18 protein-coding genes are annotated in these 24,836 nt (G+C 47.8%); 8 read left to right on the top strand and 10 right to left on the bottom strand.

The annotated features are described in order from the left end of the window. Positions 1 to 141: 141 nt before the first annotated feature. On the bottom strand, positions 142 to 1,758 hold the full coding sequence (locus NG833_RS17595) for a glycosyltransferase family 39 protein (RefSeq protein ID WP_254566586.1): 1,617 nt from the start codon (positions 1,756 to 1,758) through the stop codon (positions 142 to 144). A 2-nt stretch (positions 1,759 to 1,760) separates the two neighbouring features. Continuing rightward, positions 1,761 to 3,509: a hypothetical protein gene (locus NG833_RS17600; protein ID WP_309143862.1), complete on the bottom strand. Its 1,749-nt coding sequence runs from the start codon at positions 3,507 to 3,509 to the stop codon at positions 1,761 to 1,763. A gap of 153 nt (positions 3,510 to 3,662) precedes the next feature. Here NG833_RS17600 and NG833_RS17605 point away from each other — a divergent pair, with 153 nt between their 5' ends. The 3 genes from NG833_RS17605 to NG833_RS17615 all read left to right on the top strand — a co-directional run bounded on the left by NG833_RS17605 (position 3,663) and on the right by NG833_RS17615 (position 8,645). Next, a complete protein-coding gene (locus NG833_RS17605) occupies positions 3,663 to 4,265 on the top strand; it encodes a Uma2 family endonuclease (protein WP_254566587.1) in 603 nt (200 codons plus the stop codon). A gap of 244 nt (positions 4,266 to 4,509) precedes the next feature. Next, positions 4,510 to 5,274, top strand: a complete 765-nt coding sequence (locus tag NG833_RS17610; protein WP_254566588.1) for a Uma2 family endonuclease — start codon at positions 4,510 to 4,512, stop codon at positions 5,272 to 5,274. A gap of 92 nt (positions 5,275 to 5,366) precedes the next feature. Then, positions 5,367 to 8,645 carry a tubulin-like doman-containing protein gene (locus NG833_RS17615; protein ID WP_254566589.1) on the top strand — a complete coding sequence of 1,093 codons (3,279 nt, stop codon included), beginning with the start codon at positions 5,367 to 5,369 and terminating at the stop codon, positions 8,643 to 8,645. A gap of 97 nt (positions 8,646 to 8,742) precedes the next feature. Here the strand turns inward: NG833_RS17615 and NG833_RS17620 are convergent, their stop codons facing one another. Further along, positions 8,743 to 8,943, bottom strand: coding sequence for a hypothetical protein (locus tag NG833_RS17620; RefSeq protein ID WP_015147013.1), 201 nt, complete (start codon positions 8,941 to 8,943; stop codon positions 8,743 to 8,745). Between the two features lie 230 nt (positions 8,944 to 9,173). On the opposite strand from NG833_RS17620, the gene NG833_RS17625 reads away from it, so the two are divergent. Beyond that, positions 9,174 to 9,755, top strand: a complete 582-nt coding sequence (locus tag NG833_RS17625; protein ID WP_254566590.1) for a Uma2 family endonuclease — start codon at positions 9,174 to 9,176, stop codon at positions 9,753 to 9,755. Between the two features lie 481 nt (positions 9,756 to 10,236). On the opposite strand, the gene malQ is transcribed toward NG833_RS17625, so the two are convergent. After that, on the bottom strand, positions 10,237 to 11,754 hold the full coding sequence (gene malQ, locus NG833_RS17630; RefSeq protein WP_254566591.1) for a 4-alpha-glucanotransferase: 1,518 nt from the start codon (positions 11,752 to 11,754) through the stop codon (positions 10,237 to 10,239). 350 nt (positions 11,755 to 12,104) lie between these two features. Here malQ and NG833_RS17635 point away from each other — a divergent pair, with 350 nt between their 5' ends. Then, on the top strand, positions 12,105 to 12,767 hold the full coding sequence (locus NG833_RS17635; RefSeq protein ID WP_254566592.1) for an acetoacetate decarboxylase family protein: 663 nt from the start codon (positions 12,105 to 12,107) through the stop codon (positions 12,765 to 12,767). Positions 12,768 to 12,995: 228 nt separating this feature from the next. Here NG833_RS17635 and NG833_RS17640 read toward each other — a convergent pair whose 3' ends face one another. From NG833_RS17640 to NG833_RS17650, 3 genes are all read right to left on the bottom strand, one after another. Beyond that, positions 12,996 to 14,594: a flotillin family protein gene (locus tag NG833_RS17640; RefSeq protein WP_254566593.1), complete on the bottom strand. Its 1,599-nt coding sequence runs from the start codon at positions 14,592 to 14,594 to the stop codon at positions 12,996 to 12,998. A gap of 242 nt (positions 14,595 to 14,836) precedes the next feature. Then, a complete protein-coding gene (locus tag NG833_RS17645; RefSeq protein ID WP_254566594.1) occupies positions 14,837 to 16,270 on the bottom strand; it encodes a flotillin family protein in 1,434 nt (477 codons plus the stop codon). Between the two features lie 93 nt (positions 16,271 to 16,363). Beyond that, positions 16,364 to 16,969, bottom strand: coding sequence for an NfeD family protein (locus tag NG833_RS17650; RefSeq protein WP_254566595.1), 606 nt, complete (start codon positions 16,967 to 16,969; stop codon positions 16,364 to 16,366). A gap of 325 nt (positions 16,970 to 17,294) precedes the next feature. Here NG833_RS17650 and NG833_RS17655 point away from each other — a divergent pair, with 325 nt between their 5' ends. Beyond that, a complete protein-coding gene (locus tag NG833_RS17655) occupies positions 17,295 to 19,100 on the top strand; it encodes a proline--tRNA ligase (RefSeq protein WP_254566596.1) in 1,806 nt (601 codons plus the stop codon). Positions 19,101 to 19,540: 440 nt separating this feature from the next. Beyond that, positions 19,541 to 19,672: a hypothetical protein gene (locus tag NG833_RS30485; protein WP_256556043.1), complete on the top strand. Its 132-nt coding sequence runs from the start codon at positions 19,541 to 19,543 to the stop codon at positions 19,670 to 19,672. A 92-nt stretch (positions 19,673 to 19,764) separates the two neighbouring features. Here NG833_RS30485 and NG833_RS17660 read toward each other — a convergent pair whose 3' ends face one another. The 3 genes from NG833_RS17660 to NG833_RS17670 all read right to left on the bottom strand — a co-directional run bounded on the left by NG833_RS17660 (position 19,765) and on the right by NG833_RS17670 (position 22,358). Then, complete coding sequence (locus NG833_RS17660; protein WP_254566597.1) at positions 19,765 to 20,379, bottom strand: CP12 domain-containing protein; 615 nt, start codon at positions 20,377 to 20,379, stop codon at positions 19,765 to 19,767. Between the two features lie 96 nt (positions 20,380 to 20,475). Beyond that, the gene (locus NG833_RS17665; protein WP_254566598.1) at positions 20,476 to 21,120 is read right to left on the bottom strand and encodes a hypothetical protein; all 645 of its coding nucleotides are present in this window, start codon (positions 21,118 to 21,120) and stop codon (positions 20,476 to 20,478) included. Positions 21,121 to 21,518: 398 nt separating this feature from the next. Continuing rightward, positions 21,519 to 22,358 (bottom strand): pentapeptide repeat-containing protein, encoded by an 840-nt coding sequence (locus NG833_RS17670; protein ID WP_254566599.1) that lies wholly within the window; start codon positions 22,356 to 22,358, stop codon positions 21,519 to 21,521. Positions 22,359 to 23,116: 758 nt separating this feature from the next. Between NG833_RS17670 and ilvD the strand changes: the two genes are divergently transcribed. Continuing rightward, positions 23,117 to 24,799 (top strand): dihydroxy-acid dehydratase, encoded by a 1,683-nt coding sequence (gene ilvD / locus NG833_RS17675; protein WP_254566600.1) that lies wholly within the window; start codon positions 23,117 to 23,119, stop codon positions 24,797 to 24,799. Positions 24,800 to 24,836 lie beyond the last annotated feature (37 nt).

A 24,836-nucleotide genomic window follows, 5' to 3' on the forward strand; every position in this document is an offset into this window, starting at 1 on the left:
CCTGCGGGTTTTTACAGACCTTTGACAACCGGATTCCGTATTATCATACCAAATACGGTTGTTAAAAGTCGATTTTCTCTTCAGCCTGCGTAGGCAGGCTTTGTCTGTATAGCCCCAGGCTTGAGCCTGCGGGTTTTTACTTTATCCTCCATCTAGGGGTACGGCTTTTTCTATACTCCAAATATGCCCAAAGGGATGGAGGGGATTGAGGGTATAACGCGGATCGAACTCAAGGGATTGATACAACTCCTCAGTGGGACGGAATAAAAACAGGGAGGATGAGGGTTCGGTGATTTCCACGCCATCGCTGTTAGGGAGGAGAAGAAAGCGCACATCGGAATTGAGTTTATAACTCAAGGCAATCAGACGACTGAGGCGATCGCGACTCCCGATTACCACAGGGTTTTGCTCTTGATTGACCAGTTGGGCGACTTCCACATCATAATAACAACTATATTTATGCCACCAGGTTTCCGCAGAGGCACTCACAACACCGGATACAATACCGACCCCCAGCAATGCCACATAGGCAAATTGCCAGAATCGACGCTGGAGATTTCTTCCAGTATCGAGACGGAGGCGACTGGCGAATAGATAGGCAACCGCCAATTGCAGGGCTAAATAGGAGGGTAAAAGATAGCGAGCAATCCCCGACCTCTGACCCCCGGAAATCACATCATAGAGCATCAAAAACAAGCCATTAGCGGCAATGGATGTGAGCAGAAACCCCCCGACGAATTTCGGGTTTTTGCGAACCGTCACCCACAAGGCATATCCGACGAACAGGAGAATCGGGATAACAGCATACCCCCAGAGATTGCCCCAAGCCAAGGGGGTGAAATCTTGGCCTAATTCTACATCAAAAAACCGCAGAGGATAGACGCTATGAAGGTCAAAAAAGACTGAACTCAAATTCACCACCCAACGTTTCACTAAGGCATCCAGAGGCGTATCTCGCCCCAACCATCCCCCCAGTCGGCTGTTATTATTGAAATAAACCACAATCCAGGGAATCAAGGCAGCACAACCAATTCCGGAAGCAATCAGATAAAATTTAAAGGATTGAGTCCATTTCCATTTTTCGTGAAATCCCACATACAATCCATGACCGAAAAAGACTAATCCTGAAATCAGGTGGGAATAGAAGCCTAAGACAACGGTTACGGCATAAATTACCCAACTGCGGCGGGTTTTCAAGCGCAGCGATCGCAACAAGGCTAAACCGGAAACTAAGGTAACAACCGTCCATAAACTATATTGTCTGGCTTCTTGAGCATAGAGCAAATGTAAGGGAGAAACTGCTACAAAAGACAGGGCAATCCAGCCGACCATTGGGGCAGCAAATAGCTCTAAACTGAGAAAGTAAATAGCCGGAAATGCCAACAGGCTCAAAATTGCTGCAACGCTACGAGTCACGGTGATAGAGTTGCCAAATAGTTCCATCCAGAGGCGGGTTAAAAGGTAATAAATGGGAGCGTGTTCAGCATTTTTAGCCAAGGCATTGAGGGTATCTCCCCACCCGCGTTCTGGGGAGAGGCTTTGAAACTCTTGCAACTGGGCGATCGTCAGGGGTTCCCCCGTGGGAAGTTGCTCATAAAAGTTGGATTTTCGGTATCCTGCCACTCGCAAAGAGGTATGGACTTCATCCACCCAGTAAATTTTTTGGTCTAAATTATAAAACCTCAAAAAGATACCGATCGCGAGAACTAACGCCACTAAAACCCGTAGACTATTCCAATAAAGTTGGGGAGTTTTCATCCTTAATCCTGCTGAACCGTTAAAATACAATCCGCTGATAAGACAGCAAAATCAGCGGTTTCAAACCTTGAACACTGGGTCATTAGGGTGGCGATCGCCGGTTGAATGCCCGCTTCCAGATTGGCGATCGCCTCCTGGGTAACGGCATAGGGGTTTAACCACCGATTGTAAGATAAATACCCCGGAGTAAACGCCCCTTTTTCAATCAACCACCAATCCACCCCATTTTCTTGCAAAAAGACAACGACATCCCCCATATTGGGACTATACTGTGCTTGAATCATCCGCTGGAGGCGATTTCTAAACCGTTCATAGTAACCCCAATGATAGGGAATTGCATATTCTCGGGCAGCCAAAACCGAACGATGAGCAAAGGTGGGTAAATTATTGGCTTCTTCTGCTAGGGAAGCAATCAAAATATCCGATGGTTGCTGTTGCAAGAAGGCATAAAGTTCAGGTTGTTCTCCCCGTTCATAAGAAGTCCAGGGAAAATTGTTCATCGCCAACTGAGGATAAAAGAGAAAGGCTATAGCCAACAGCCCAGAAATGATTCCTGCGGTAATTTTTTTAGGCACTGATTGTCCCCATCTCCAGAGGGCATCGAGTAGAATGGTAATGGCGATCGCAGCCGCCCATGCCATCACCATTCGTAAACTATGCTGGGTATAGCGACTCGGCAAATGGAGTTTAAACAGCAATCCATGCGCCGCAAAAAACATCAAAAAAGCGGCAATTACAATCTCTAATAAAATTCGGATGCGTGCAGAAACCGCCGAGACTAAAATAAATACCTTGGGAAATTTGAGCAAAATTGGCAACAAAAAGCCTAAAGCCATGAACACCGGAGTTAAAATAGCAGACAGGGCAATCCCACTTCTTCCATGAAACCAAAACGCCCAAGCATCATCCATAAAAAATTGGCTTCTTCCTCCCGATAAAAATTCCGGCAGTTGTCGCGCTTGCGAAGCCGAAATCGTCGGACCAAAGTCTGAGCTAGTTAGGGCATAAATCACTAAAATTAATCCAGCAATAGCTAGATTAATTCCCAATAAATTAATATCCTGACGGGTCAGTTTAATCCGAATTTTCCAACTTTTCCACTCTATACCTTGTAAAATTAAAATTACGGCAATAATTAACACATATTGGGGATAAAAGAGTCCTAGTATGGCAATAAAAATCCCTGTAAAAACAACATTTTTCTGTAAAAAATAATACAGAAGCGGCAAAAACAAGGGATAGACAAATGCTTTCGGCGTAGCAGAAATCAGCCCATCTTGCATCCACAAACTTTGATTGAGTAATAAAGATGCTACAAACCCGGCAAATGGCACCGGAAACAACTCCATCGTGACTCCAAAACAAAAAATAGTGGTGATTAAACCCAACAGAAGAGGCAACAGTTTACTCAGCAACAAGGGGGCAATTCCCACCGCTGCCATAAACCGATACAACAGTGCATAACCGGCAGGTGCAACAGATTGAAAATAATCCGCAATTAAATCATTGGGGAATAACCCCGGATCCAAAAAGCGCTGCATCCAAAAAACGTGCTGCCGCGCATCATCTTGCACCACTAAATCAGCACTAAATGCTTGCTGAAGTCCCCCAATTCCATAGATAGCGGCGAACGTCAAGCTCAAACTGAACCAAAAAATTACCGCTGATTTAGGGGTAGAGGGTGCAGGTGCCATGCAAAAGCGATGCAGGCGGTTACTCAAGGGAATGGAAACAGAAGTGGGAGAGGACAAGGGTTTAAATCTGGGGGAAGGATTAATTTAAAATTCTAACCGATCGCCGGGAACAGGGGAAGCATCAGCCACCTCCAACCCCCTAAAAATGATAAAATTGAGTAAATTTCCCGACAACATTGGTCCTGTAAACTTCATTGGGTTACTCTAACCATGAATACCACCCTAGCGGTCCCTGAAATTTCCCCATTGGTCCTGCAAATGTCTCCGGCGATCGAGATGACAGACGAGCAATTTTTCGATTTTTGCCAACAAAACCGAGACTATCGAATTGAACGCACCGCCAAAGGAGAAGTGATTATCATGTCCCCCACGGGTTCAGAAACCGGAAACCGCAATTTTGATTTAATTTTCCAACTCGGACTCTGGACTCGACAAAACAAAACTGGAATCGGATTTGATTCTTCCACCGGCTTTACCCTTCCCAATGGCTCTATAAAATCCTCTGATGCAGCCTGGATAAGACTCGAAAAATGGCACAATCTCACCCCAGAACAACAACAAAAATTTGCCCCCATCTGTCCGGATTTTGTCGTCGAACTCCGGTCCCCCAGTGACAACTTGAAACGCCTGCAAGATAAACTGCAAGATTATATTGAGCAGGGAACATTACTCGGGTGGCTAATTGACCGCAAACACCAGCAAGTTTATATTTATCGTCCCAACCAACCTGTAGGCTGTTTGACCCAACCCACCACCTTAAGCGAGGAGTCCGTTTTACCGGGATTTGTCTTAGATTTATCCACCATTTGGTAATCCAATTTAATGAATTTCCCCTAAAGTTTGCCTGAAAACATGGCATGGATTAGAAGGTGATTAAGGTTGAATGTTTCAAATTAAAGCCGGTGGATTGAGACTCGATTTGGAAGTCAAATCTTTCTCGCTTTTGATTGGACAATCTGCTCCGGAGTATGTTAGAAATAAGTCAAGAGAGATTTCAATTTAAAATTCACGGCTTGCCCCTAAAACCCTGTAAACTTTCATCGGATAATGATTCATTATGACTATTAGCACGGAATCGGTTACCTCCCTGCCCGATCATACCCAACTACCCTGTGAGGATGGCACCTTTGTGCAGAACTTTCAAGAACACCCACAAAGCATCCTCTTGACTGATTCAATTCTTCCGGTTCTGGATGCCAAACATCCCGATGGAAATTACTGCATCGGTCAAGATAGTGGCATTTACTGGCGAATCACCGACCCACCCCTGAAAGGTGCGAAAGCGCCGGATTGGTTCTATGTTCCCAATGTTCCTCCCACCTTGGACGGACAACCGAGACGGTCCTATGTCTTGTGGCAAGAAGTTATTCCCCCCCAAATTGTCATTGAATTTGTTTCGGGGAATGGTGCCGAAGAACGAGATAAAACCCCTTGGGAAGGCAAATTCTGGATCTATGAAACCGTGATTCGACCCGCCTACTATGCGATTTATGAAGTTCAAAAAGCCAGTGTGGAAGTCTATGGTCTCACCATCGGTCGCTATGAGTTAATTCCAGCCAATGAACGGGGTCATTTTCCCATTCCAGAACTGGGGGTGGAACTAGGAATTTGGTCGGGATTGTATGGCAACATGGACCTTCCTTGGTTACGCTGGTGGGACAGTCAAGGAAATTTGCTGTTATCCGGTCACGAACAGGCCGAACAGGAACGCCAACGGGCCGAACAGGAACGCCAACGGACTGAACAGGAACGCCAACGGGCCGATCGCCTTGCCGCCCGATTGCGGGAGTTGGGGGTTGACCCCGAGGACTTAGCTGATTAACGGGTTCCTAGACGGTAAAAAACTCAGGGTTAGGATGTCCAAACCGACATCCTAACTCTCCTAATTTAGTCATTAATAAACAGGAAAAAAATATGGCAGCAGTTGATGAAAAAAGTATGGTTCCCACTGTCCTCGTGGGCGTGGGTGGAACGGGACATGAAGTGCTCTCCAGAGTCCGGCGTTTAGTGGAGGAAACTTATGGAAGTTTAGCGAATTTTCCCTTAATTAGCTTTTTGGTGATTGATACGGATAAAGAATATAAGGTCAGCAGTTCGGTGGCAGCAGGTTCGGCCTTTAAAGACCATGAAAAATACTGGGCCAGTGTCAGTGGGCGGCAGGTGCGGGATATGATGTCAAATATGCAGAATTATCCCTGGATTGAACGCTGGTTTCCCACGGAATTGGAACGGAATATTAGTGCTATTGAAGCAGGGGCGGGACAAATTCGGGGCTGTGGTCGGTTTGCGTTTTTCTGCAACTATCACGGGATTCAGAAAGCCTTTGAACGGTCTTGCGATCGCATTAAAGGTCATGAGAATTATATGCTCGATCGCTACGGTATCAAAGTCGTGACTTCGGGGATTAATGTGTTTGTAATCGGGTCTCTCTCTGGGGGAACCGGCAGTGGAATGTTGATTGATATCGGCTACTGTATCAATCATTGGCTGAAAGGACAAGGGAGTCCAATGGTAACGGCGATCGCCCCATTACCTGCCGCCTTTGCTACCATTAACGTGGGCGATCGCGTCCTTGCCAATGGATATGCTGCCATGATGGAATTGAGCTATTTTTCCGACTATCGCACGGAATATTTAGCCCAGTATAGTGCCAGCTTACTCGATGAAGTGCGATCGAATCGTGCCCCCTTTGACTTCACCTACCTAGTCGGCACAAAAAACGGCGACAGTGAATTTACCCTCGACCAAATTCGCGAACTAATTTCTCAAAATATCTTTCTGGATTTAACCTCCGACTTCGCCCCTCATAAGCGCTCAATTCGAGATAATATCAAAGGCGCTTGGGCACAAGCAGACCCCGGAGGACGAGGGTATCCCAAAAACTTCATGAGTTTTGGACTCTCCACCATTGAAATTCCCATTGCCCAAATTAGAACCTCCTTATCCAATCGCCTTGCTGCCGACTTTGTAAGCTGGTGGTTAAACGAAAGTGTTCTTTTACCCCCGCAAACTTTTGAGTTAGTGCAGAATGACATTCTCAAACGGATGCGCCTCACCGATATGGAGTTACTCACGGATTTAGGGGCAGCAGGAGATAAATCTTATGTGGCCGAAATCTCCAGTTTTGTCAATAGTATCCGCAGTGAAATTTCCCGAGAAAATCTCCTCCAATGTACCCAACAAGGGGTAATGGGAGTTGCGGGAACTGAAAAGGGCAAAATCCTCCAATTTGGAGAGTTTTTACAGGAAAAAGTGGAGGAATACCGGGCCAATCACCTGCGAGAACTGAGTCCCGATGAACGATTGCATGGGGATTTTTTGCAAAAAATGTACGATAATCGCAATCGCATCATCCAACAAGGACGCCAAGCCTTAGAAGAGGAATTTTATCGGATTATTGAGGACCGCAATCGGGGGCCAAAATTTGCAGAAATCTTTCTGGTTACCGTGCGTCAAGTCTTCGAGAATGCCGTGGAAAAGTTTCGGCGAGAAGGGGAGAAAGTCTGGCAACCCAATGAAGAAAACCGCCGCAAACAGTATGAGGATGCCTTACAAGATATCGGCCATTTTAAAGATAAATTTGGCTTAACCAAACAGGCAAAAATGGAGGAGTATGCAGAAAAGGGATTAGCGGGTTTAGAAGGGAGCTTAATTGCCACCATTCAGCGCAAAACGCGGTTTTTGGGATTGGATACCATCGCCCGGTTACAGGAGCATTTAGATGAGTTAGAGCGCCGATTGGCCCGATGGACTCAGAAGATGCGCCAAACTCGCGATACCTTCGCCCATGAAGCGGATTCCCAAGCGGATAGTGCCGATGCGTTAACGATTAATGGGATTAAATTATACGATCGCCAAGAACTGAATCAACTCTATCAAGACTTGATTGAACAATATGCCAGTTCCACCGAAGGTAGCAAGAGTCGCTATCAAACGGGACTCGATGGACTCTGTAGTAATTTATCCAATCAAGTCCTCGCCGATAGCAGTCCCTTGTGGAAACAAAACCGGGCGGCAGGGGAAACTATGCGCCTGTTTGATGTTCAACAATTAGCGGAAGTTCAAGAAGAGGATTTCCAAGGGATTATAGCAGAAAAAAGCCGTAGCATTATCAATTTAGCCCCGAATAGTAGCCGGATTAAACGGGAACTGGCAGCTTGCGATCGCCTGTTCAAAGTCTTTAATAATGATGCCGCTGAAATCCGCAATCAATTGGCGATCGCCTACAGTAAATCCAAACCCGTTATCCTCCTCAATCCTGCCGTCATGACAGGACGAGATGCCGGATTTACCCCCGCTACAAATACCAAAGTTGCAGTAGTCGGAGGGCGCACTCCCACGGACCCGGCTGCCATTAAACTCCTCCCCTTATTAGAGGAACGAGTCGGCAGTTCCGATGCGGTTACCCCCTTAGGAGAAGAAGAACGACATCGGGTCGTATTCGTGCAAGAAATGGGGGGATTTTCCTTACGCTGTATTGATGGAATGCAGGAATTGCGCCACTCCTATCAAGACTGGAAAGGACAAACCATTGAAGCAAAACGCGCCCAATTAAAAGGAGAAAGCAAAGACCCCCCAATTCCCGTTCATATCCAAAAAGAACCGCCCTTTTGGGATATTTTCCCCGAGAATCCGGCAGTATATCAATTGGTGGTGTTAGGACGTTCTTTGAATGTTTTACGCATTGAAGAAAATCGCCAAACGAAGGAAAATCTAGTCCGTTATACCCGCCAAACCTCCATCGGCAGTGAAAATGTCGAGATATCTGCCACTTGGGAAGAAGCGGTACAAGTGCTAGAAGTGAATCAATGCCGAGGCGATCGCGAGGAAATTCAGCGCCAAGTTACTGCCAAAATTAACGCTGCTGAAACAGCAACCCAAAAGCGGGAATTGTATCAACATTTTATGGAGTATTTGGGGGAACGACAAACGGAACTGGAGAAAGAAGGCGGCAAAGATAGCTTGATTTATAAGCGAGAAGCCAAAATCATCCAAGAGGCGATCGAAACCCATCAATTGCATCTCGCTGTTGCTGCATCTCCCGTCCCCCCAGCAACCGCCCCCACCGCCGTTGCCACTCCCACCGATGCACCCCCACAAACCCATGTATTCTGCACCAAATGCGGCACGAAAAACCCAGCTAATTCTAAGTTTTGTTTTAAGTGCGGCAATCAATTAGTGTCTTTGAGTTAACAATTACAAACTGATTCAAGTTACCCGATAAAAAAAGCCCGCAAATGCGGGCTTTTTATCATTTAGGAATTGCATAGAGTCAAGGCGGAAGAAACTCCTACATGACTTTCCATTGCTGGCGCAGTAAAGAAACAAAAGTATTGTATCCTTGAGAGTTTCCGGGGGAGTCGGGAATAAAATATTGGGGGAATTCTTTGTAACAGCGCCATTGTTCATGGGGTTTCATCCGTAAATATAAGACTCGCCCCATTGTACCATCGGGTTTCCATGTCATTTGGCCTTGGTTAGGTAAGGACATAATTTTTTCTCCATTTCTATTGAAAAATCGAGATTTATGCGGGTCTATTATGGCAAGTTTTAGTCATAAATTTGTGACTATCACTACCATTTTTACCCTAAAAAGAGGTTATTTTTTCGACTGAACAGCGGATATTGATGTTCCCATTTTAGCCGATCGCCCATTTCCGTCAATCCTCAAGCCAGACAACTGCGGTACAATACCTGTAGACCTATTGTTTTTGGAATGTGATGATGATTCCTACGGCTAAACGGTTTACGATTCAGGAATATCACCGACTCACGGAATTGGGCTTTTTCCAGGAGGGCGATCGCGTTGAACTGATTCAAGGGGAAATTCTTCAAATGGCAGCTAAAGGGACCGCACATACCACGGTTACGAAACGGTTACTCAGAGCATTCGGGCAACGGTTGGGAGAGCGTGCTACTATCCAAATTCAAGATCCTTTATTTCTCGCACCCAATAGTGAACCCGAACCAGATATTGCCCTGGTGAAAAATCGTGCCGATGACTATTTATCGGGACATCCCACCCCAGAGGATGTCATCCTGGTGATTGAAATTGCTGATTCTTCTTTACGTTACGATCGCGAGGTGAAATTGCCGCTGTATGCCAAGTCAGGGATTGCTGACTATTGGATTTTTAATTTAGTGAACAATACCCTGGAATGCTACAGCGAACCCTATCAGGATAATCGGGAAAGTTTTGGCTATCGTCAGCGTCGAATTGTTTTACCCAATGAACAGGTTCCTTTGCCTGGGTTTTCAGATATATTATTGGATTTAGCTGAAATATTTCCCCCTCAAAGTTAGGTTCAGAAATAATTTTGATAGACTAGCCTGCGGAGGCAGGCTTTGTCCGTATAGCCCCACCCTTTAGGGTGCGGGTTTTCAGATATATTATTGGATTTAGCTGAAATATTTCCCCCTCAAAGTTAGGTTAGAAAATGATTTTGATAGACTAGCCTGCGGAGGCAGGCTTTGTCCGTATAGCCCCACCCTTTAGGGTGCGGGTTTTCAGATATATTATTGGATTTGGCTGAAATATTTCCCCCTCAAAGTTAGGTTAGAAAATGATTTTGATAGACTAGCCTGCGGAGGCAGGCTTTGTCCTGTGAGCCTCCACCCTTGAGGGTGCGGGTTTTCAGATATATTATTGGATTTGGCTGAAATATTTCCCCCTCAAAGTTAGGTTAGAAAATAATTTTGATAGACTAGCCTGCGGAGGCAGGCTTTGTCCGTATAGCCCCACCCTTGAGGGTGCGGGTTTTTATTTTGAATAACGGATTCCGTATTATTCGGGAAGCCGTTGATAAGTTTCAGTTAATCTTTTCAGGCGACTGCGAAGTTCCAAAGATAAATCTTCCGGTTTGTAACGCCAGGACCAATTCCCTTCCGGTTTACCTGGTGCATTCATGCGCGCGTCGTTGCCTAATCCTAAAACATCTTGGAGTTGAGCAATAGATTGATTGGCGATCGTACTCCATCCTAAGCGGATTAATTCCCAATGGATTTCCGATTCTGCGGATTGCGGTTTATCTAAATACCGCCAGAGTTTTTCTTTAGCTTCTGCGGGCAGTTGTTGATACCATCCTACGGTGGTATCATTGTCATGGGTTCCTGGATAAACTACAAAGTTTTGATTTTTGTAGTTATGAGGGAGAAAATGCAGTTCTGGATGAGACTCAAAGGCAAATTGTAAAATTTTCATGCCAGGAAAATCGAAATGCTCTCGCAGTGCATCCACTTCTGGAGTAATCAGCCCCAAATCTTCGGCAATGATGGGTAATTTGCCTAATTTATGACCAATCACTTCAAAAAACTCTATTCCCGGTCCTTTTAACCATTGTCCATTTTTGGCCGTTTTTTCTCCTTTGGGAACAGCCCAAAATGCTTCAAATCCGCGAAAATGGTCAATTCGCAATAAGTTTACGGCATCAAATGTGGTTCTAAAGCGTTCAACCCACCACTCGAATTCAGTCTCTTTTAATTTCTCCCAATTATAAACGGGATTTCCCCAAAGCTGCCCGGTTTCCGGGGCGAAATAATCTGGCGGAACTCCTGCCATTAGGGAGGTTTCTCCGGTTTCTTCGTCTAAATAAAATAGGTCAGAATTTGCCCAGACATCGGCGCTATCATGGGCGACATAAATGGGAATATCTCCGACAATTTGCACATTTTTGTCGTTGGCATACTGTTTTAAGGCTTGCCATTGTTGGTCAAATTCAAATTGCAAAAATTTATAAAAACTAATGCGACTGCTAAGTTCTTTGCGGACGGTTTCTAGGGCTTTGGGTTGGTGTTTTCGGACTTCTAGGGGTTCCCAGGAGTTCCAGGCAGCGCTGTGATGTTTCTCTTTGAGGGCCATGAATAAGGCATAGTCCTCAATCCAATAGGCGGTGCGATCGCAAAATTTTTCAAGTTGCTGATGCTGTTCATCCGTGGCGTTGGTCTGAAAATTTTGGTAAGCGGTTTTCAACCATTTCATCTTAACCGGAATGACCTTTTCAAAGTCAACGTAACCCTTGGGGAAATCAGGAATTTGGGCTAAATCTTTTTCAGAAAGCAAACCTTTTTTTTGCAGATGTTCTGGACAAATCAACATCGGATTTCCGGCAAAAGCGGAATAGGACATATAGGGGGAATTGCCATATCCCGTTGGACTGAGGGGTAAAACTTGCCAGAGTTGTTGTCCGCTTTCGGCGAGAAAGTCAACAAACTGATACGCTTCAGACCCAAAGTCTCCGATGCCATATCGACTGGGAAAGGAGGTGGGATGTAATAAAATACCGCTGCTTCTAGGAAAAGACATGATTATACCAAAATCTAGGTTTAAAGGAGTGTTTTTAGAATCGATACACCCTATAAAAATACTGAATTTTATAGGATTTTACGAAGGGCATACTAAATCAGGATACTCTATAAACAAACTTTAAAGGATTTTGAGTCAGAGGAATCTATCTCGGGGATGATTTTAACTAAAGTTAAAGAAGAAATGAGTCAGGGGGAATGGATTTGCACCGGAGGCGATCGCCTGAATCGGACTCAGAAAGTTGACTCAATTATATCGATAGATAGAGACGCCTTGGGGGGAAACTGTGCTAAAGTAAATCGGAACTGGATTGAGCCGATTTGTCGAGCCTCATCATTGGAGAAATACTCATGCCTTACCCCTGTGCACCTTGGACACTTAAAGGCCGTGCCGTGCAAACTCTCCATCCCATTGATACCCGTCGCGTGCGATCGCTGGTTCCCTCAGATTTGGCGATTGTAGAGATTTTCCCGGGAAAAACTGTGGGTGGGGTTTATTGTGCTAAATATGGGTCAGGGTCAACCTTATTATATAATGAATTAATTGTAGTTTCTGGATTAGTCCGCCACCGGATGCAGTTTGGGGCGTGGATTTCTCACATTTATGTGGACCATCCTGATTCGGTGGCAGGGGGGCGAGAAATTTGGGGATTGCCGAAAGAATTAGCTGAATTTACTTGGGAAAAAGACGATCGCGATCGCGTGATGGTTCGACAAGGCGATCGCCTGCTTTGTAGTCTCGATTTTAGCCTCAAAACATTCCGGTTTCCCATCCCCTTTGCCTTTCCCAGCTTTAGCACTTTGGGGTCAAATTTACTCTTATTTCCCGGGGAATTAACCTCTCATATTGGGTTAGTTGATAGCAGATTGGTGGTTCCCCCGGAGAGTCCTTTTTCGATGTTAAACTTGTCAAACCCTTGGCTGACTTTTTCTTGTGAAGACTTACGATTGGTTGCCGGTGCGCCAAAAGTGGTCCAGGAAAGGGTGACTACCAGCCCTTATGCTCCAGCATAACGACTGAAGTCGTTACTACGAACATGAAGAGAACGACTGAAGTCGTTACTACGAACATGAAGAGAACGACTGAAGTCGTTACTACGAACATGAAGAGAACGACTGAAGTCGTTACTACGAACATGAAGAGAACGACTGAAGTCGGGACGTTGAACCCGGGAGACTGAACTTTTTCTCCCTGTTTGTAGTAACGACTTCAGTCGTTTCTTATCTGCTTACTCTTTCCAATTACTTGGCGATCCAAACTTCAATCATTCCGACGGGAACATGAATGCTGGGATGGTCGAATACGGCTCGCACTGCTTCCGTTCCTCCGAGTTCCTTCAAGCGTTGTAACTGTTTTTTCAGCTTAGGATTGAAATTAATATGTTGCTCGATCGCCCGTTCGGCAACGGCTGAAGAAGGATTTCCCTGAGCGAGGTTTTCCAAAAATGCCTGCACTTCAGCATATAACGCATTCACCGGACTCACCGCTTGTTTTGTTGTTGTCGTCTTGGTTCCGGGAATTTTTTGTGCGACGGGTGCGGCTGTGGAGAGGATGGGTGTATCCGGCAACTTGGGAGGATTAGAGGAAGTAAACTCTTGCACCTCTGTTCTGTCACCGGACCCGAAATTTCGCACAACTCCGGCCACATCTACCCCGGTACTTGCGCGCAACTGTTCCAAAAAGGATGCCATTTTCGCCGCAGTATTGCCGTTTGTGGTATCGATGGAAGTCAAAGTGTGAATTCTCACATCGGGTACGGTAGACACCATTGTTTTGAGCAGGGGTTCCAGTTTTTGCAATAGGAAAATCTCGCGCGCTGCGGGTCCGGCAGCTTTCCAGGATTCCGCAAGACGTTTTGTCCCCATTGCTTGTGCTCTGCCGTCTTCAATGATTTCCGATGCTTTCCCTTTCGCTTCGGCGATCGCCCGCTTACATTGTGCCTCAGCCGGTGCGACTACATCCGCTTGTAATTGTTGCTCCACTTGCTTAATCCGCTCGGTTTGCACGGCGACATCTGCCTGAGTCCGTGCCACTTCTGAGCCAATCTCTGCTTCAGCTTCAGCCACTAATGCCGCTCGAATTGTCTTCGCATCTTGAATGCGGCGATTGGCTTCGGCGCGAGTGATCTCGACTTGGCTGGCAACTCGCTTGATCGAGGTACTTTGGTCATTTTCTGCGGCGCGAATCAAAGACTGGGCCTTGGCTCTAGCTTCTGCAATCCGAGCATCCCGGACCAGTTCCGCTCGTTGTTTCCGTCCGATGGAATCCAAGTATCGCACATCATCGGAGATATTTTGGATTTGCAGGTTATCCAAGACTAAGCCTAACTTTTCTAAATCGTCCTCGGCTTCTTCTAGCAAGCTTTTGGCAAAGGCGATTTTATCTTCATTAATCTGTTCTGGAGTTAAAGAAGCTAGGACGCCGCGCAAGTTTCCCTCTAGGGTTTCTTGAGCGATTTTCTCGATTTCTTTACGGGTTTTGCCGAGTAACCGCTCGATCGCATTGTGGATTGTCGGTTCAGTTCCGGCAATTTTTATATTTGCCACCCCTTCTACTTTGAGAGGAATGCCGCCTTTAGAGTAGGCATTGGTCACCCGCAGTTCGATGATCATGTTGGTGAGATCCATGCGGTAGGCACGTTCTAACAAGGGGAGACGAATGCTGCTTCCCCCTTTGACCAAGCGGTATCCCGCCGTGCGATGATCATCCAGGGGACGTGCACTCCCGGCAAAAATCAGCACTTCACTGGGTTGACAGATGTAATACAGATTGTTGATAACCAGTGCACCTGCGCCACCGGCTGCACCTAAAATCGCCAGTAATCCTAGAATAACTTCCATTTGAGTCTCCTAATGGGTCGTTTGTCGTTTGTCATTAGTTTTGGGGAGGGGATTGGAGGTAGAGTTAGGGAGGGTCAAGGGCACAATGGGTCAACACCCCCTCTTCTCCATCTTTTAATTCCGTAGGGGGTGGACCCCACCCTAACCCTCCCCTTGCCAAGGGGAGGGGACCGGAAGTGTATTCTCACTATCCTCCCCATCTCCCCTATCCTCCCCATCTCCCCTATCCTCCCCATCTCCCTCTACACTCTCTCTACAGCAGATACTTCCGCTTTGTCTCCATTGCTGCGGTTCAGGGTGCCGATGACGTCGATGCCGAGGGTGCGATCGACGCGATCGAGGAATTGTCCGACGATTTCGGGGTAGGCATTGACTAAACTGGCGATGGATTTGCCGTCGCCGTTGTCAATCACATTGATCCGATCGATCTGGACGCGCTGGGTAATACTTGCCACCTCTCGCAGGACCATTTCAATCTGTTGGATTAAGAAGACTTCTGCGGCATCGGTGCCCGTTTCTCGCCAGATTTCGGTAAAGAGGTCGTTAACTTGTGCGGCAGCTTTGGCATTTTCCTCGAATCCGGCTGCTTCCCCGCGCGATCGCAACTCTTGGGCTTGTCTTGCTGCTTCTGCGGGTAGGACTTCATCGGCTTCTAAACGGAGGCGTTCTAGGTCCGCACGGATACTTTGTAGCAGTTGTTCGGCCCGGGCTCTGGCTTCTTTGGCGGCAGCTTTGGTGCGTTCTTCTTCCGATCGCGCCTGTTGATCCAGTTCGGCTTTGATTTTCCGCAGTTCGTTATCTTTTTCCTCGATCGCCATGCGCGCCAGGGTTTTAGCGACTTCCGACTCTTGCTCAGTTTGCGCTTCAACTGCCTCCGCTTCAGCCAAGGCATTGGATTCGGCAATTTCCGCATCCCGGACGATCGCGGCAATTTGGCGGCGTCCGATGGAACTGAGGTAGTCTACATCATCGGAGACACTTTGAATTTTTAAGGTATCAATTTCTAATCCCAGCCGTTGCAAATCATCCTGGACATCATCGGTAATTCGTTCCGCAAAGCGCAGGCGATCTTCGTTGAGTTCTTCTGGGGTTAAGGTGGCAACAACCCCGCGCAAATTGCCTTCTAGGGTTTCTCGGGCGACGCGGACAATTTCCTTGCGATCGCGGTCCAAAAAGCGCTCGATCGCATTGCCGACAATTTCCGGATTGCTGGAAATTTTGACATTGGCGATCGCTTGAATATTCAGCGGCGTTCCCCCTTTGGCATAAGCATTTTTCACTTCTACCGGCACCGGCATGGTGGTCAAATCCATGCGTTTAACCGTTTCCAAAATGGGGATACAAATGGTGCGATGGCGGGTGACTCGATAGCCTAATTCGTGACCTTCTTTAGTTTTCCGTTTCAACCCGGATAAAATTAAAATTTCGTTGGGTTTACAAATACAGAGAATTTTATTTAAAATCCACAAAAATATCAGAAACCCAAAAATTGATAAACCAATCGTCCCGCCGACTGAAATTAATCGATCCGTCGTATTCGCTTGAGGAGTAGCGGGGAATGGATCGAGTTGAGCAATTTGGAGGGTGGAGACTTCCTCCTGGGGTTTTCGGGCGATCGCACCCCCAGATTCGCTGAAATTTGGAGTTTTCAATGAGGTGTGAAGAATCGGTTGCATAGCGTTGGATTCCTTTCCAATTGAGTTATTGAGAGAGAAATGTTGGGTTTTTGAATGAACTTCTCGATGATTATGCCCCGTTTTTGGGAAGCATTATCGGGAGTGGGTCAATTCGTTAGCCTCTTCTGATACCACCCAAAGACGATTATTTTTGAGACCCACAATCAAAACTCGGTCTCCTTTTCCTAATGATTTAGACTCGTCTGTAAAGGCCATAAATTCTACATTCGCGCCTTTGACGTTAACCCGGACCTTGCCTCTACTTTCGCAATTGAAAGGAAGGAGGACGATGGCAGGAAGACCTACTAAGTCACTAGAACGGGCGAGACTATTGGCATGGCGTTGTCCGAGGCTTCTGAGAATAGAAACCATTGTACTGCCACAAAAGATACCCATTGCCCCGGCAATTCCAGCCATTTGTCCAGCAGGCATTTCCGGGCGTAACCAATTTAGAACCAGTCCCGTTAATCCAAAAAAGCAACTGCCGAAGGTCCAAAACTTGAGACTAAACAACGGTAACTGAAAGAGTCGCTTCAGCCAATTTTTCCGTTTTAACCGATCCAGTTTTTGACTGGTTTCGGCAATTTCTAGGTCCGCATCAAAGGCTACCCCGAAATCTGCACCGTCGAGTCCTCCAATTGCGGCGAACAGGACGAAGATCCCGCCAATGCCGAAACAAAAAAGATAAATAGGCATCATTTTAATAGCCTCGTCTGCTTATGAATTTTTCAGACATGATTCATTGTCGCAAAAAAAAACACCGACGTCCAGTTTTGTTACGAAAATTTGTGATGGATCGGATTGCCGCTTCTGTCGCCGCAACAGCGACTGCCCTGGGGTGATGGCATCTCCCCGGTGGAAATCAACCTACTAATCTAGGGACTTAGGCAATTGCGGGACAGTCTGACCTCTGGGAATTTTACCCGAATCGGGAGAATTTGGGGCGATGGGGTCTGGATCCGAGGCGATCGCCCCGCTTTTTCTGAGATAATAATGTCCCTAACTCTAAATTAAGGAAAACGTGATGCGACTATCACAAATGCTGTTTGTTACCCTCCGTGAAGACCCCGCAGAAGCGGAAATTCCCAGTCATAAACTCCTGTTACGCGCCGGTTATATCCGCCGGATTGCCAGTGGCGTTTATGCTTATTTGCCTTTGATGTGGCGGGTTCTGAAAAAAGTCTCCAATATTGTGCGCGAGGAAATGGACGCCACAGGGGCTCAAGAATGCCTGTTGCCGCAACTCCAACCGGCGGAGTTATGGCAAGAGTCAGGACGGTGGGAGACTTACACCAAGGCAGAAGGGATTATGTTTGCCCTCACCGATCGCCAGGAACGCGAAATGGGACTGGGACCGACTCACGAAGAGGTGATCACCGCCATCGCCCGAGATATGATTCGGTCTTATCGTCAACTTCCCCTCCATTTGTATCAAATTCAAAATAAATTTCGCGATGAAATTCGTCCCCGTTTCGGATTAATGCGCGGACGAGAATTCATTATGAAAGATGGCTATTCTTTCCATGCAGACGAAGCCAGTTTACAGAAAACTTATGCGGATATGGACTGGGCTTATAGCAATATGTTTCGCCGTTGTGGCTTAGAATTTCGCGCAGTTCAAGCCGATTCCGGGGCCATTGGTGGGGCGGCTTCTCAGGAATTTATGATTTTGGCAGAAGCGGGAGAGGATGAAGTTCTTTATACCGAAGATGGCAAATATGCCGCCAACGTGGAAAAAGCCACTTCTTTACCCCCCGATGCCAAACCCAGCGGCTTTGTTGTCTATGAAAAACGAGAAACCCCCAATACCAACACCATTGATAAACTTTGTCAATTCCTCAACTGTTCCCCCACGGAAGTGGTCAAAAATATCATTTATCGCGTTGTCTATGACAATGGGAGAATGGTGTTGGTTTTGGTGAGTATTCGCGGGGATTTAGAAGTCAATGAAGTGAAACTCTATAATGAGTTAGCAAAATTGGCCCCGAGTTATGGCGGAAATGCGATTATTGCCGTTGATATCCCCTCGGAACAGGTGCAGCAACAATTAACCCTCAAGCCTTTACCCTTAGGATATATGGGTCCAGAGTTAGCGGATAATTATATCACCCCAGCGGAACATTTGCACCCGGAATTTTTACGCTTTGCCGATCGCACGGTGGTGGAGTTAAAGAATTTTGTCACCGGGGCCAATGAGACCGGCTATCATGTCGTCGGAGCCAATTGGGGGAAACAGTTTCCCTTAACCGATCGCATCGTTGATTTACGCAAATCCCAAGCGGGCGATCGGGCGGTTCATGACCCTAGTCAAGTCCTGAAAAGTGCCCGAGGCATCGAAGTCGGTCATATCTTCCAACTGGGAACAAAATATTCCCAAGCCTTGGGCGCAACCTATACCAATGAACAAGGAGATAACGTCCCCTTAATCATGGGATGCTATGGCGTGGGAGTCTCTCGATTAGCCCAAGCTGCCGTAGAGCAATCTTATGATAAAGATGGCATCATTTGGCCTGTGGCAATTGCTCCCTATCATGCCATTATTTGCATTCCCAATATTTCCGATGATCAACAGGTGGAAGTTGCAGAAAACCTGTACACCGAACTCAATGCCGTCGGCATCGAAACCCTGTTAGATGACCGGGAAGAACGAGCCGGAGTCAAATTCAAAGATGCGGATTTGGTGGGAATTCCCTATCGAATTGTGACGGGTCGTTCTCTCAAAGCCGGTAAAGTAGAACTCGTAGAACGGGCGACTAAAACCTCCCATGAAATTGCCATTTCTGAAGTAGCAGCTACCCTCAAGCAATGGATTGATGCCGCTTTGTCTTAACCTGTTCCTGATGGCAAGGAATTATACCCAATCCGGTTGTTAAAAGTCGATTTTCTGGATCAGCCTGCGGAGGCAGGCTTCGTTTGTGTAGCCCCAGCCTTGAGCCTGCGGGTTTTTATAGACTTTGACAACCGGATTCCGTATTAGGGAGCCAAACTGAAGCAGATGCGGAATCCGGTTCTCAAAGGGCTATAAAAACTAGCCCTGTCAAGGTGTATTTGTAGGGGTGTATTGCATACGCCCTCTCATGTATGCAATACGCCCCTACAAGAAACTCCGGATGAGGCGGGATTCCATTGACGGATCAAGAGGGATAAAGAGGGCGTATGCAATACGCCCCTACGAGAAACTCCGGATGAGGCGGGATTCCATTGACGGATCAAGAGGGATAAAGAGGGATAAAGAGGGCGTATGCAATACGCCCCTACGAGAAACTCCGGATGAGGCGGGATTCCATTGACCACCTTGACAGGGCTAGTTTTTATATAGCTGTAATCAAAGAGCAAAAACAAGGGTGCGATCGCCAACTCTGGCGATCGCACTGCTTAAAAATTGCCCGAGTTCGACCTTAGCACATCGGAGGGATTGTCATCGGCGATCGTCTCGAATCCCGCAACCCCTGGGTGATATCATCAAGCCGAGCCCGGGTCACCGAACTGGAAACTTAAACGTCATACACCCGGGCTTCATCTGCCTCGGGGTTTTCTTCGCAGTATTCCTCAAAAGCACTCTTAACGGGTTTCATCGCCCGTTGATGAGACGCTTCCGCTTGTAGTTCTTCCACGGCATCCCAAGCTGCCGCACATTCTTTAGAAGTTGCGCCTTTTTCTGCACAGATGGCTCGGGCTTCCTTAACCGCTTTTTCCAGTTCACTCTCGAAGAGTTTAGCTTTCGGTTTCTCAACGAAATCACTCTTCGTTAGAATATCGCTCACGGAAATAATCCCGAGTAAGTCGCCTTTGATAACGGGAGCACGACGGATGCCGGTATTGGCGAACAACCGCGCCACATATTCTACACCGAGGTCAGGATTGACAACGATACAGGGTTTGGTCATAATTTCGTACACCCGCATCTGCTTCGGGTCATGTCCAAACGCCGCTACTTTGTAAACGATGTCCGTTTCGGTGACAATCCCGTATGCATCTTCATCATGGCGACGGGATACGACTAACGCGCGCAAGCCCTTTTCTTTCATGAGCTTAACCGCTTCAGCAACGGTGGCAGAGCCGCGAATGCTCACCACGTCTTGGGTCATAATATCTTGAGCTTTCATCATTCTTACGTCCCCTCGGGGCCAATTATTTTTAGGGTTCTCGATCGATCGTATAATAAAATGGGGCATCCGCAGCGAAGAGGGAGCAAATTGAGTCCGTTAGCGGTGTAAACCGGCTTGCCAAATCCCAATATAAACGCGCGCTGCCTGTTGAGCGCCGGAGGATGTGGAGCGGATTTCCCACTCGATCGCCCCTTTGAGGTGACCCAGAGCAAACTGATACCGGCGCACTTGACCTTGCCACACTTGTTGAAATCCGGAGGTGATTTCTTCATTAAGTTGGCAACCTAACATACTGTTTAAGGTGCCTAGAATAATCTCCGTATTGACGGTTTGAGCAAAGGAGGCTTCGGTTTGCTGCAAGAGTAGGGATTGGCGATCGAACAGGAATCCTAGACTCACCTGATGGGGAATCAGCTCATAACTGACGGCATGAGTATTCGGCCAATATCCGGGAAGGGTTTGACTGGGAAATCCAAACATTCGGAAGACCGAATCTTGATGAATTCCCGGTTGAAATCCAGGAATCCCTAAGCCGATGGGTTCCTCACGGCAGGGGATATTTTCTGGGTTGAGGGTGGGTTCTTCAAAGGGGTTAGACTCTCGAAGGATCGAGAGGAGAGTCCCGGGACCCAGGCTGGGTGGGACGGCCTGGGGAGCCCAACGGGCGGGAGAATGCACTAATACCACCGAAAGTCCTGTGAGGACAAGACTGATGAGGCTAACCTGACTAATCAAAATCATCGCTCGATTACTGACAAAGGATCCTGCACCCGTGATGCGGCCAAACGTGGCACGAAACGTTTTAAAATCGTAGTCCAGGGCGATCGCCCTGCCATGTCCGGTTCAGCGATCGAGCTGAACATGGCAAAAACTAAGTAGATATGGGGTTACAGCACATCTGGAGAGTGCTGTGAATGTTGCCCCTAGGGAAGATAGACTGGACAACCAGGCCGATTGTTCGAGGTGCGATCGCAACGGTTGGAGGGTTGACAAGTGATGCATTCACGCCCTAGGCCGCCCCAGGGGAATCTCCAGCCCGGTGACCGGCGGATCCCAGACCCTAAGCGCTCAATTCCCGGTCAATCCGCACCGCATTCAGTGAAAAAAGGCCAAATCCTGGGCAACTCGCGCAACAGGTGCTATTGGTGGATCACCCCATCGGGCATAATGGCTCCAGTCAACTTGACATCCCGGAGGTTCGTTCGATACAGATTCGTGTCCATCAAAATGGCTCCCGTGAGGTTGGCTCCCGTGAGGTTGGACCAACCCAGGTTGGCTCGATACAAACTGGCCCCTTCTAAATTCGTCCCGCGCATCGTGGTCCAACTCACGTTAGTTCCCCGAAGCTGGCTTTTCGTTAAGTCTGCTCCGGCTAGATTGGATCCACTCATATTGGCTCGACTCAAGTCAGAATCTCGGAGATTAACGCCGGTTAAATTGGCTCCATTTAAGGTGGCATTAGTCAGATTCACCTTTTGCATAATCGCCTGAATCAGAATGGCGATCGTCAGGTTGGCCCCTTCTAAATTCGCGCCGGTCAAGTTAGCTTCACTTAAGTTCGCTCGACTGAGATTCGCCTGATTTAAGGACGCTTCTTGGAGATTCGCCCAACCCAGCCTCGTCTCGCTGGCCAGAGCATCTATCAGTTTAGCTTTCTGTAAATTGGCTCGTTCGACAATGGCTCGGCTAATATTGGCCAAACTTAAGTCTGCTTCACTTAAGTCTGCTCTACTTAAGTTCGCATTAATCAGATTGGCTTCTCGCAGGTTAGCTTGATGAAGGGTTACCCCCATCAGATTAGCTTCTCGCAGGTTGGCCCCCGTGAGTTTGGTCGAGGTCAGGTTGGCTTGACGCAGGTCAGCATCGCGAAAAGTGACTTCACTTAAGTCCAAACCGGCTAAATTGGCCCCAATCAAGTTGAGGTTGCGAAAATCTCTTTCTCCAGTTGCATATCGCTCTAGTAATTCATTTACATCCATGTCCTGTCGCCTCTTTGCTATCGCTCTGTGCAAGTCTAGTGGTGGGTGCTTCCAATGTATCGTCTTCAATGTCACAAATCACTTTTAAGAGGAATTGAAAGTGGGGGATGGGGGATTGGTCTTATGTCTTATGTCTTATGTCTTATGTCTTATGTCATTTAACTGCACCTCCGGTCCCCTCCCCTTGGCAAGGGGAGGGTTAGGGTGGGGTCCAGGCGCAAGTGGCGATTCCCTACGGGATAGCTCCGCTTACCGCGCTTCAAGAGCAATGGGTGGGTGGGAGAGTCCTTCTGATACTCCATTCGGTTGTCAAAGGTCTATAAAAACCCGCACCCTCAAGGGTGGAGGCTCACAGGACGGAGCCTCTCCTGCGCGGGCTAAAACCGAAAACCGACTTTTACCAACCAGATTTGGTATGACGTGGCGATTCCCTACGGGATAGCCACCTCAAGAGGACCCCACCCTAACCCTCCCCTTACCAAGGGGAGGGGACCGGAGAATCACCCTGAACATCAAAAACCTACTCTTGTTAAGGATCGGGCATTTGGACAAACCACCAATGACCAAGGACCCATGACCAATGACCAACGACCAATGACCAACGACAAATGACAAAGGACAAATAGGGTTGGATTCTGAGACAATCTAAAGATAGATCCTAGGGGGAGAAGCGAAAGTTGGGAGGCAAACAGCTATAACCAAACCCCACCGTACAGTATTAGCCCCTGGAGATTTACTCTCGTTTACCGGAAAAAAGAATGCCTGATAACCTTAGAAGTCAAGCCGTCACCCAAGGACACGCGCGATCGCCCAACCGAGCTATGTTGCGGGCGGTTGGTTTTTCTGACCCCGATTTCATCAAACCCATTGTCGGCGTTGCCAATGGATTCAGTACCATTACTCCCTGCAATATGGGGCTGGATATCCTGGCAAAACGGGCGGAGAGTGGGGTCCGTGAGGCTGGAGGAATGCCTCAAATTTTTGGCACGATTACGATTAGTGATGGCATCTCGATGGGCACCGAGGGGATGAAATATTCCCTGGTGTCCCGGGAAGTGATTGCCGACTCCATTGAAACCGTTTGTAATGGTCAGAGTCTGGATGGGGTCCTGGCGATTGGTGGATGCGATAAAAATATGCCCGGGGCCATGTTGGCGATCGCCCGCATGAACATTCCCGCGATTTTTGTCTATGGCGGTACCATCAAACCTGGACATTTGGATGGAAAAGACCTCACCGTTGTCAGCGCCTTTGAGGCAGTCGGGGAATATAGCGCCGGTAAAATTGACGAACAGCAACTGCTAGAAGTAGAACGCCATGCCTGTCCCGGTGCCGGGTCCTGTGGGGGGATGTTCACAGCCAATACCATGTCTTCGGCCTTTGAAGCAATGGGGATGAGCTTGATGTACTCCTCCACAATGGCCGCAGAAGATGCCGAAAAGGCCGACAGTACGCAAAAATCGGCTCAGGTCCTAGTCGAAGCGATTCGCAAGCAAATTTTGCCCAGTCAAATTATCACCCGCAAGGCGTTAGAAAATGCCATTTCGGTGATTATGGCGGTGGGGGGTTCTACGAATTCCGTGCTCCATTTCCTGGCGATCGCCCGGGCGATGGGAGTCCCCCTCACCCTGGATGATTTTGAAACCATTCGCGGCAGAGTCCCAGTGCTCTGTGACCTCAAACCCAGTGGGCGCTATGTGGCAACCGACCTTCACAAAGCGGGTGGGATTCCCCAGGTGATGAAAATGCTCCTCGTCCATGATTTGCTGCATGGAGATGCGCTGACGATTACCGGCCAAACCATCGCCGAATTGTTGGTGGATATTCCCGCAGAACCCCCCACCGGACAGGATGTGATTCGTCCCTGGGATAACCCGATGTATCGTCAGGGTCACTTGGCGATTCTGAAAGGCAACCTCGCCTCTGAAGGCGCAGTGGCTAAAATTAGCGGGGTGAAAACCCCGGTGATTGAGGGTCCGGCCCGGGTGTTTGATTCCGAGGAAGAATGCCTCAAAGCGATTTTGGATGGCAAAATTAGTGCCGGTGATGTAATCGTGGTCCGCTACGAAGGTCCTAAAGGGGGACCGGGAATGCGGGAAATGTTAGCCCCGACATCCGCAATTATTGGCGCGGGTTTAGGGGATAAGGTGGGATTAATCACCGATGGTCGGTTCTCCGGAGGGACTTATGGCCTGGTCGTCGGCCATGTAGCCCCAGAAGCAGCCGTCGGTGGGGCGATCGCCTTAGTAGAAGAAGGCGACTCGATTACCATTGATGCGCGCGAACTCAAATTACAAATCAATGTATCCGATGAAGAATTAGCCCGTCGTCGAGCCAACTGGCAACCTCGCCCCCCCCGTTATACAAAAGGGGTACTCGCGAAATATGCAAAGTTAGTTTCATCCAGCAGCCTCGGTGCAGTCACCGACCTCAACCTGTAACCCGCACAGAGTAAAAAGTAGGGTGGGCACTGCCCAC

The organism is Oscillatoria sp. HE19RPO (assembly GCF_024220515.1).
Taxonomy (GTDB): Bacteria; Cyanobacteriota; Cyanobacteriia; order Cyanobacteriales; family Laspinemataceae; genus Laspinema.

Coding starts and splice junctions, on each gene's coding strand:
- NG833_RS17595 (WP_254566586.1), bottom strand. CDS start 1,758: ATGAAAACTCCCCAACTTTATTGGAATAGTCTACGGGTTTTAGTGGCG.
- NG833_RS17605 (WP_254566587.1), top strand. CDS start 3,663: ATGAATACCACCCTAGCGGTCCCTGAAATTTCCCCATTGGTCCTGCAA.
- NG833_RS17610 (WP_254566588.1), top strand. CDS start 4,510: ATGACTATTAGCACGGAATCGGTTACCTCCCTGCCCGATCATACCCAA.
- NG833_RS17615 (WP_254566589.1), top strand. CDS start 5,367: ATGGCAGCAGTTGATGAAAAAAGTATGGTTCCCACTGTCCTCGTGGGC.
- NG833_RS17620 (WP_015147013.1), bottom strand. CDS start 8,943: ATGTCCTTACCTAACCAAGGCCAAATGACATGGAAACCCGATGGTACA.
- NG833_RS17625 (WP_254566590.1), top strand. CDS start 9,174: ATGATGATTCCTACGGCTAAACGGTTTACGATTCAGGAATATCACCGA.
- malQ (WP_254566591.1), bottom strand. CDS start 11,754: ATGTCTTTTCCTAGAAGCAGCGGTATTTTATTACATCCCACCTCCTTT.
- NG833_RS17635 (WP_254566592.1), top strand. CDS start 12,105: ATGCCTTACCCCTGTGCACCTTGGACACTTAAAGGCCGTGCCGTGCAA.
- NG833_RS17640 (WP_254566593.1), bottom strand. CDS start 14,594: ATGGAAGTTATTCTAGGATTACTGGCGATTTTAGGTGCAGCCGGTGGC.
- NG833_RS17645 (WP_254566594.1), bottom strand. CDS start 16,270: ATGCAACCGATTCTTCACACCTCATTGAAAACTCCAAATTTCAGCGAA.
- NG833_RS17650 (WP_254566595.1), bottom strand. CDS start 16,969: ATGATGCCTATTTATCTTTTTTGTTTCGGCATTGGCGGGATCTTCGTC.
- NG833_RS17655 (WP_254566596.1), top strand. CDS start 17,295: ATGCGACTATCACAAATGCTGTTTGTTACCCTCCGTGAAGACCCCGCA.
- NG833_RS30485 (WP_256556043.1), top strand. CDS start 19,541: ATGAGGCGGGATTCCATTGACCACCTTGACAGGGCTAGTTTTTATATA.
- NG833_RS17660 (WP_254566597.1), bottom strand. CDS start 20,379: ATGATGAAAGCTCAAGATATTATGACCCAAGACGTGGTGAGCATTCGC.
- NG833_RS17665 (WP_254566598.1), bottom strand. CDS start 21,120: ATGATTTTGATTAGTCAGGTTAGCCTCATCAGTCTTGTCCTCACAGGA.
- NG833_RS17670 (WP_254566599.1), bottom strand. CDS start 22,358: ATGGATGTAAATGAATTACTAGAGCGATATGCAACTGGAGAAAGAGAT.
- ilvD (WP_254566600.1), top strand. CDS start 23,117: ATGCCTGATAACCTTAGAAGTCAAGCCGTCACCCAAGGACACGCGCGA.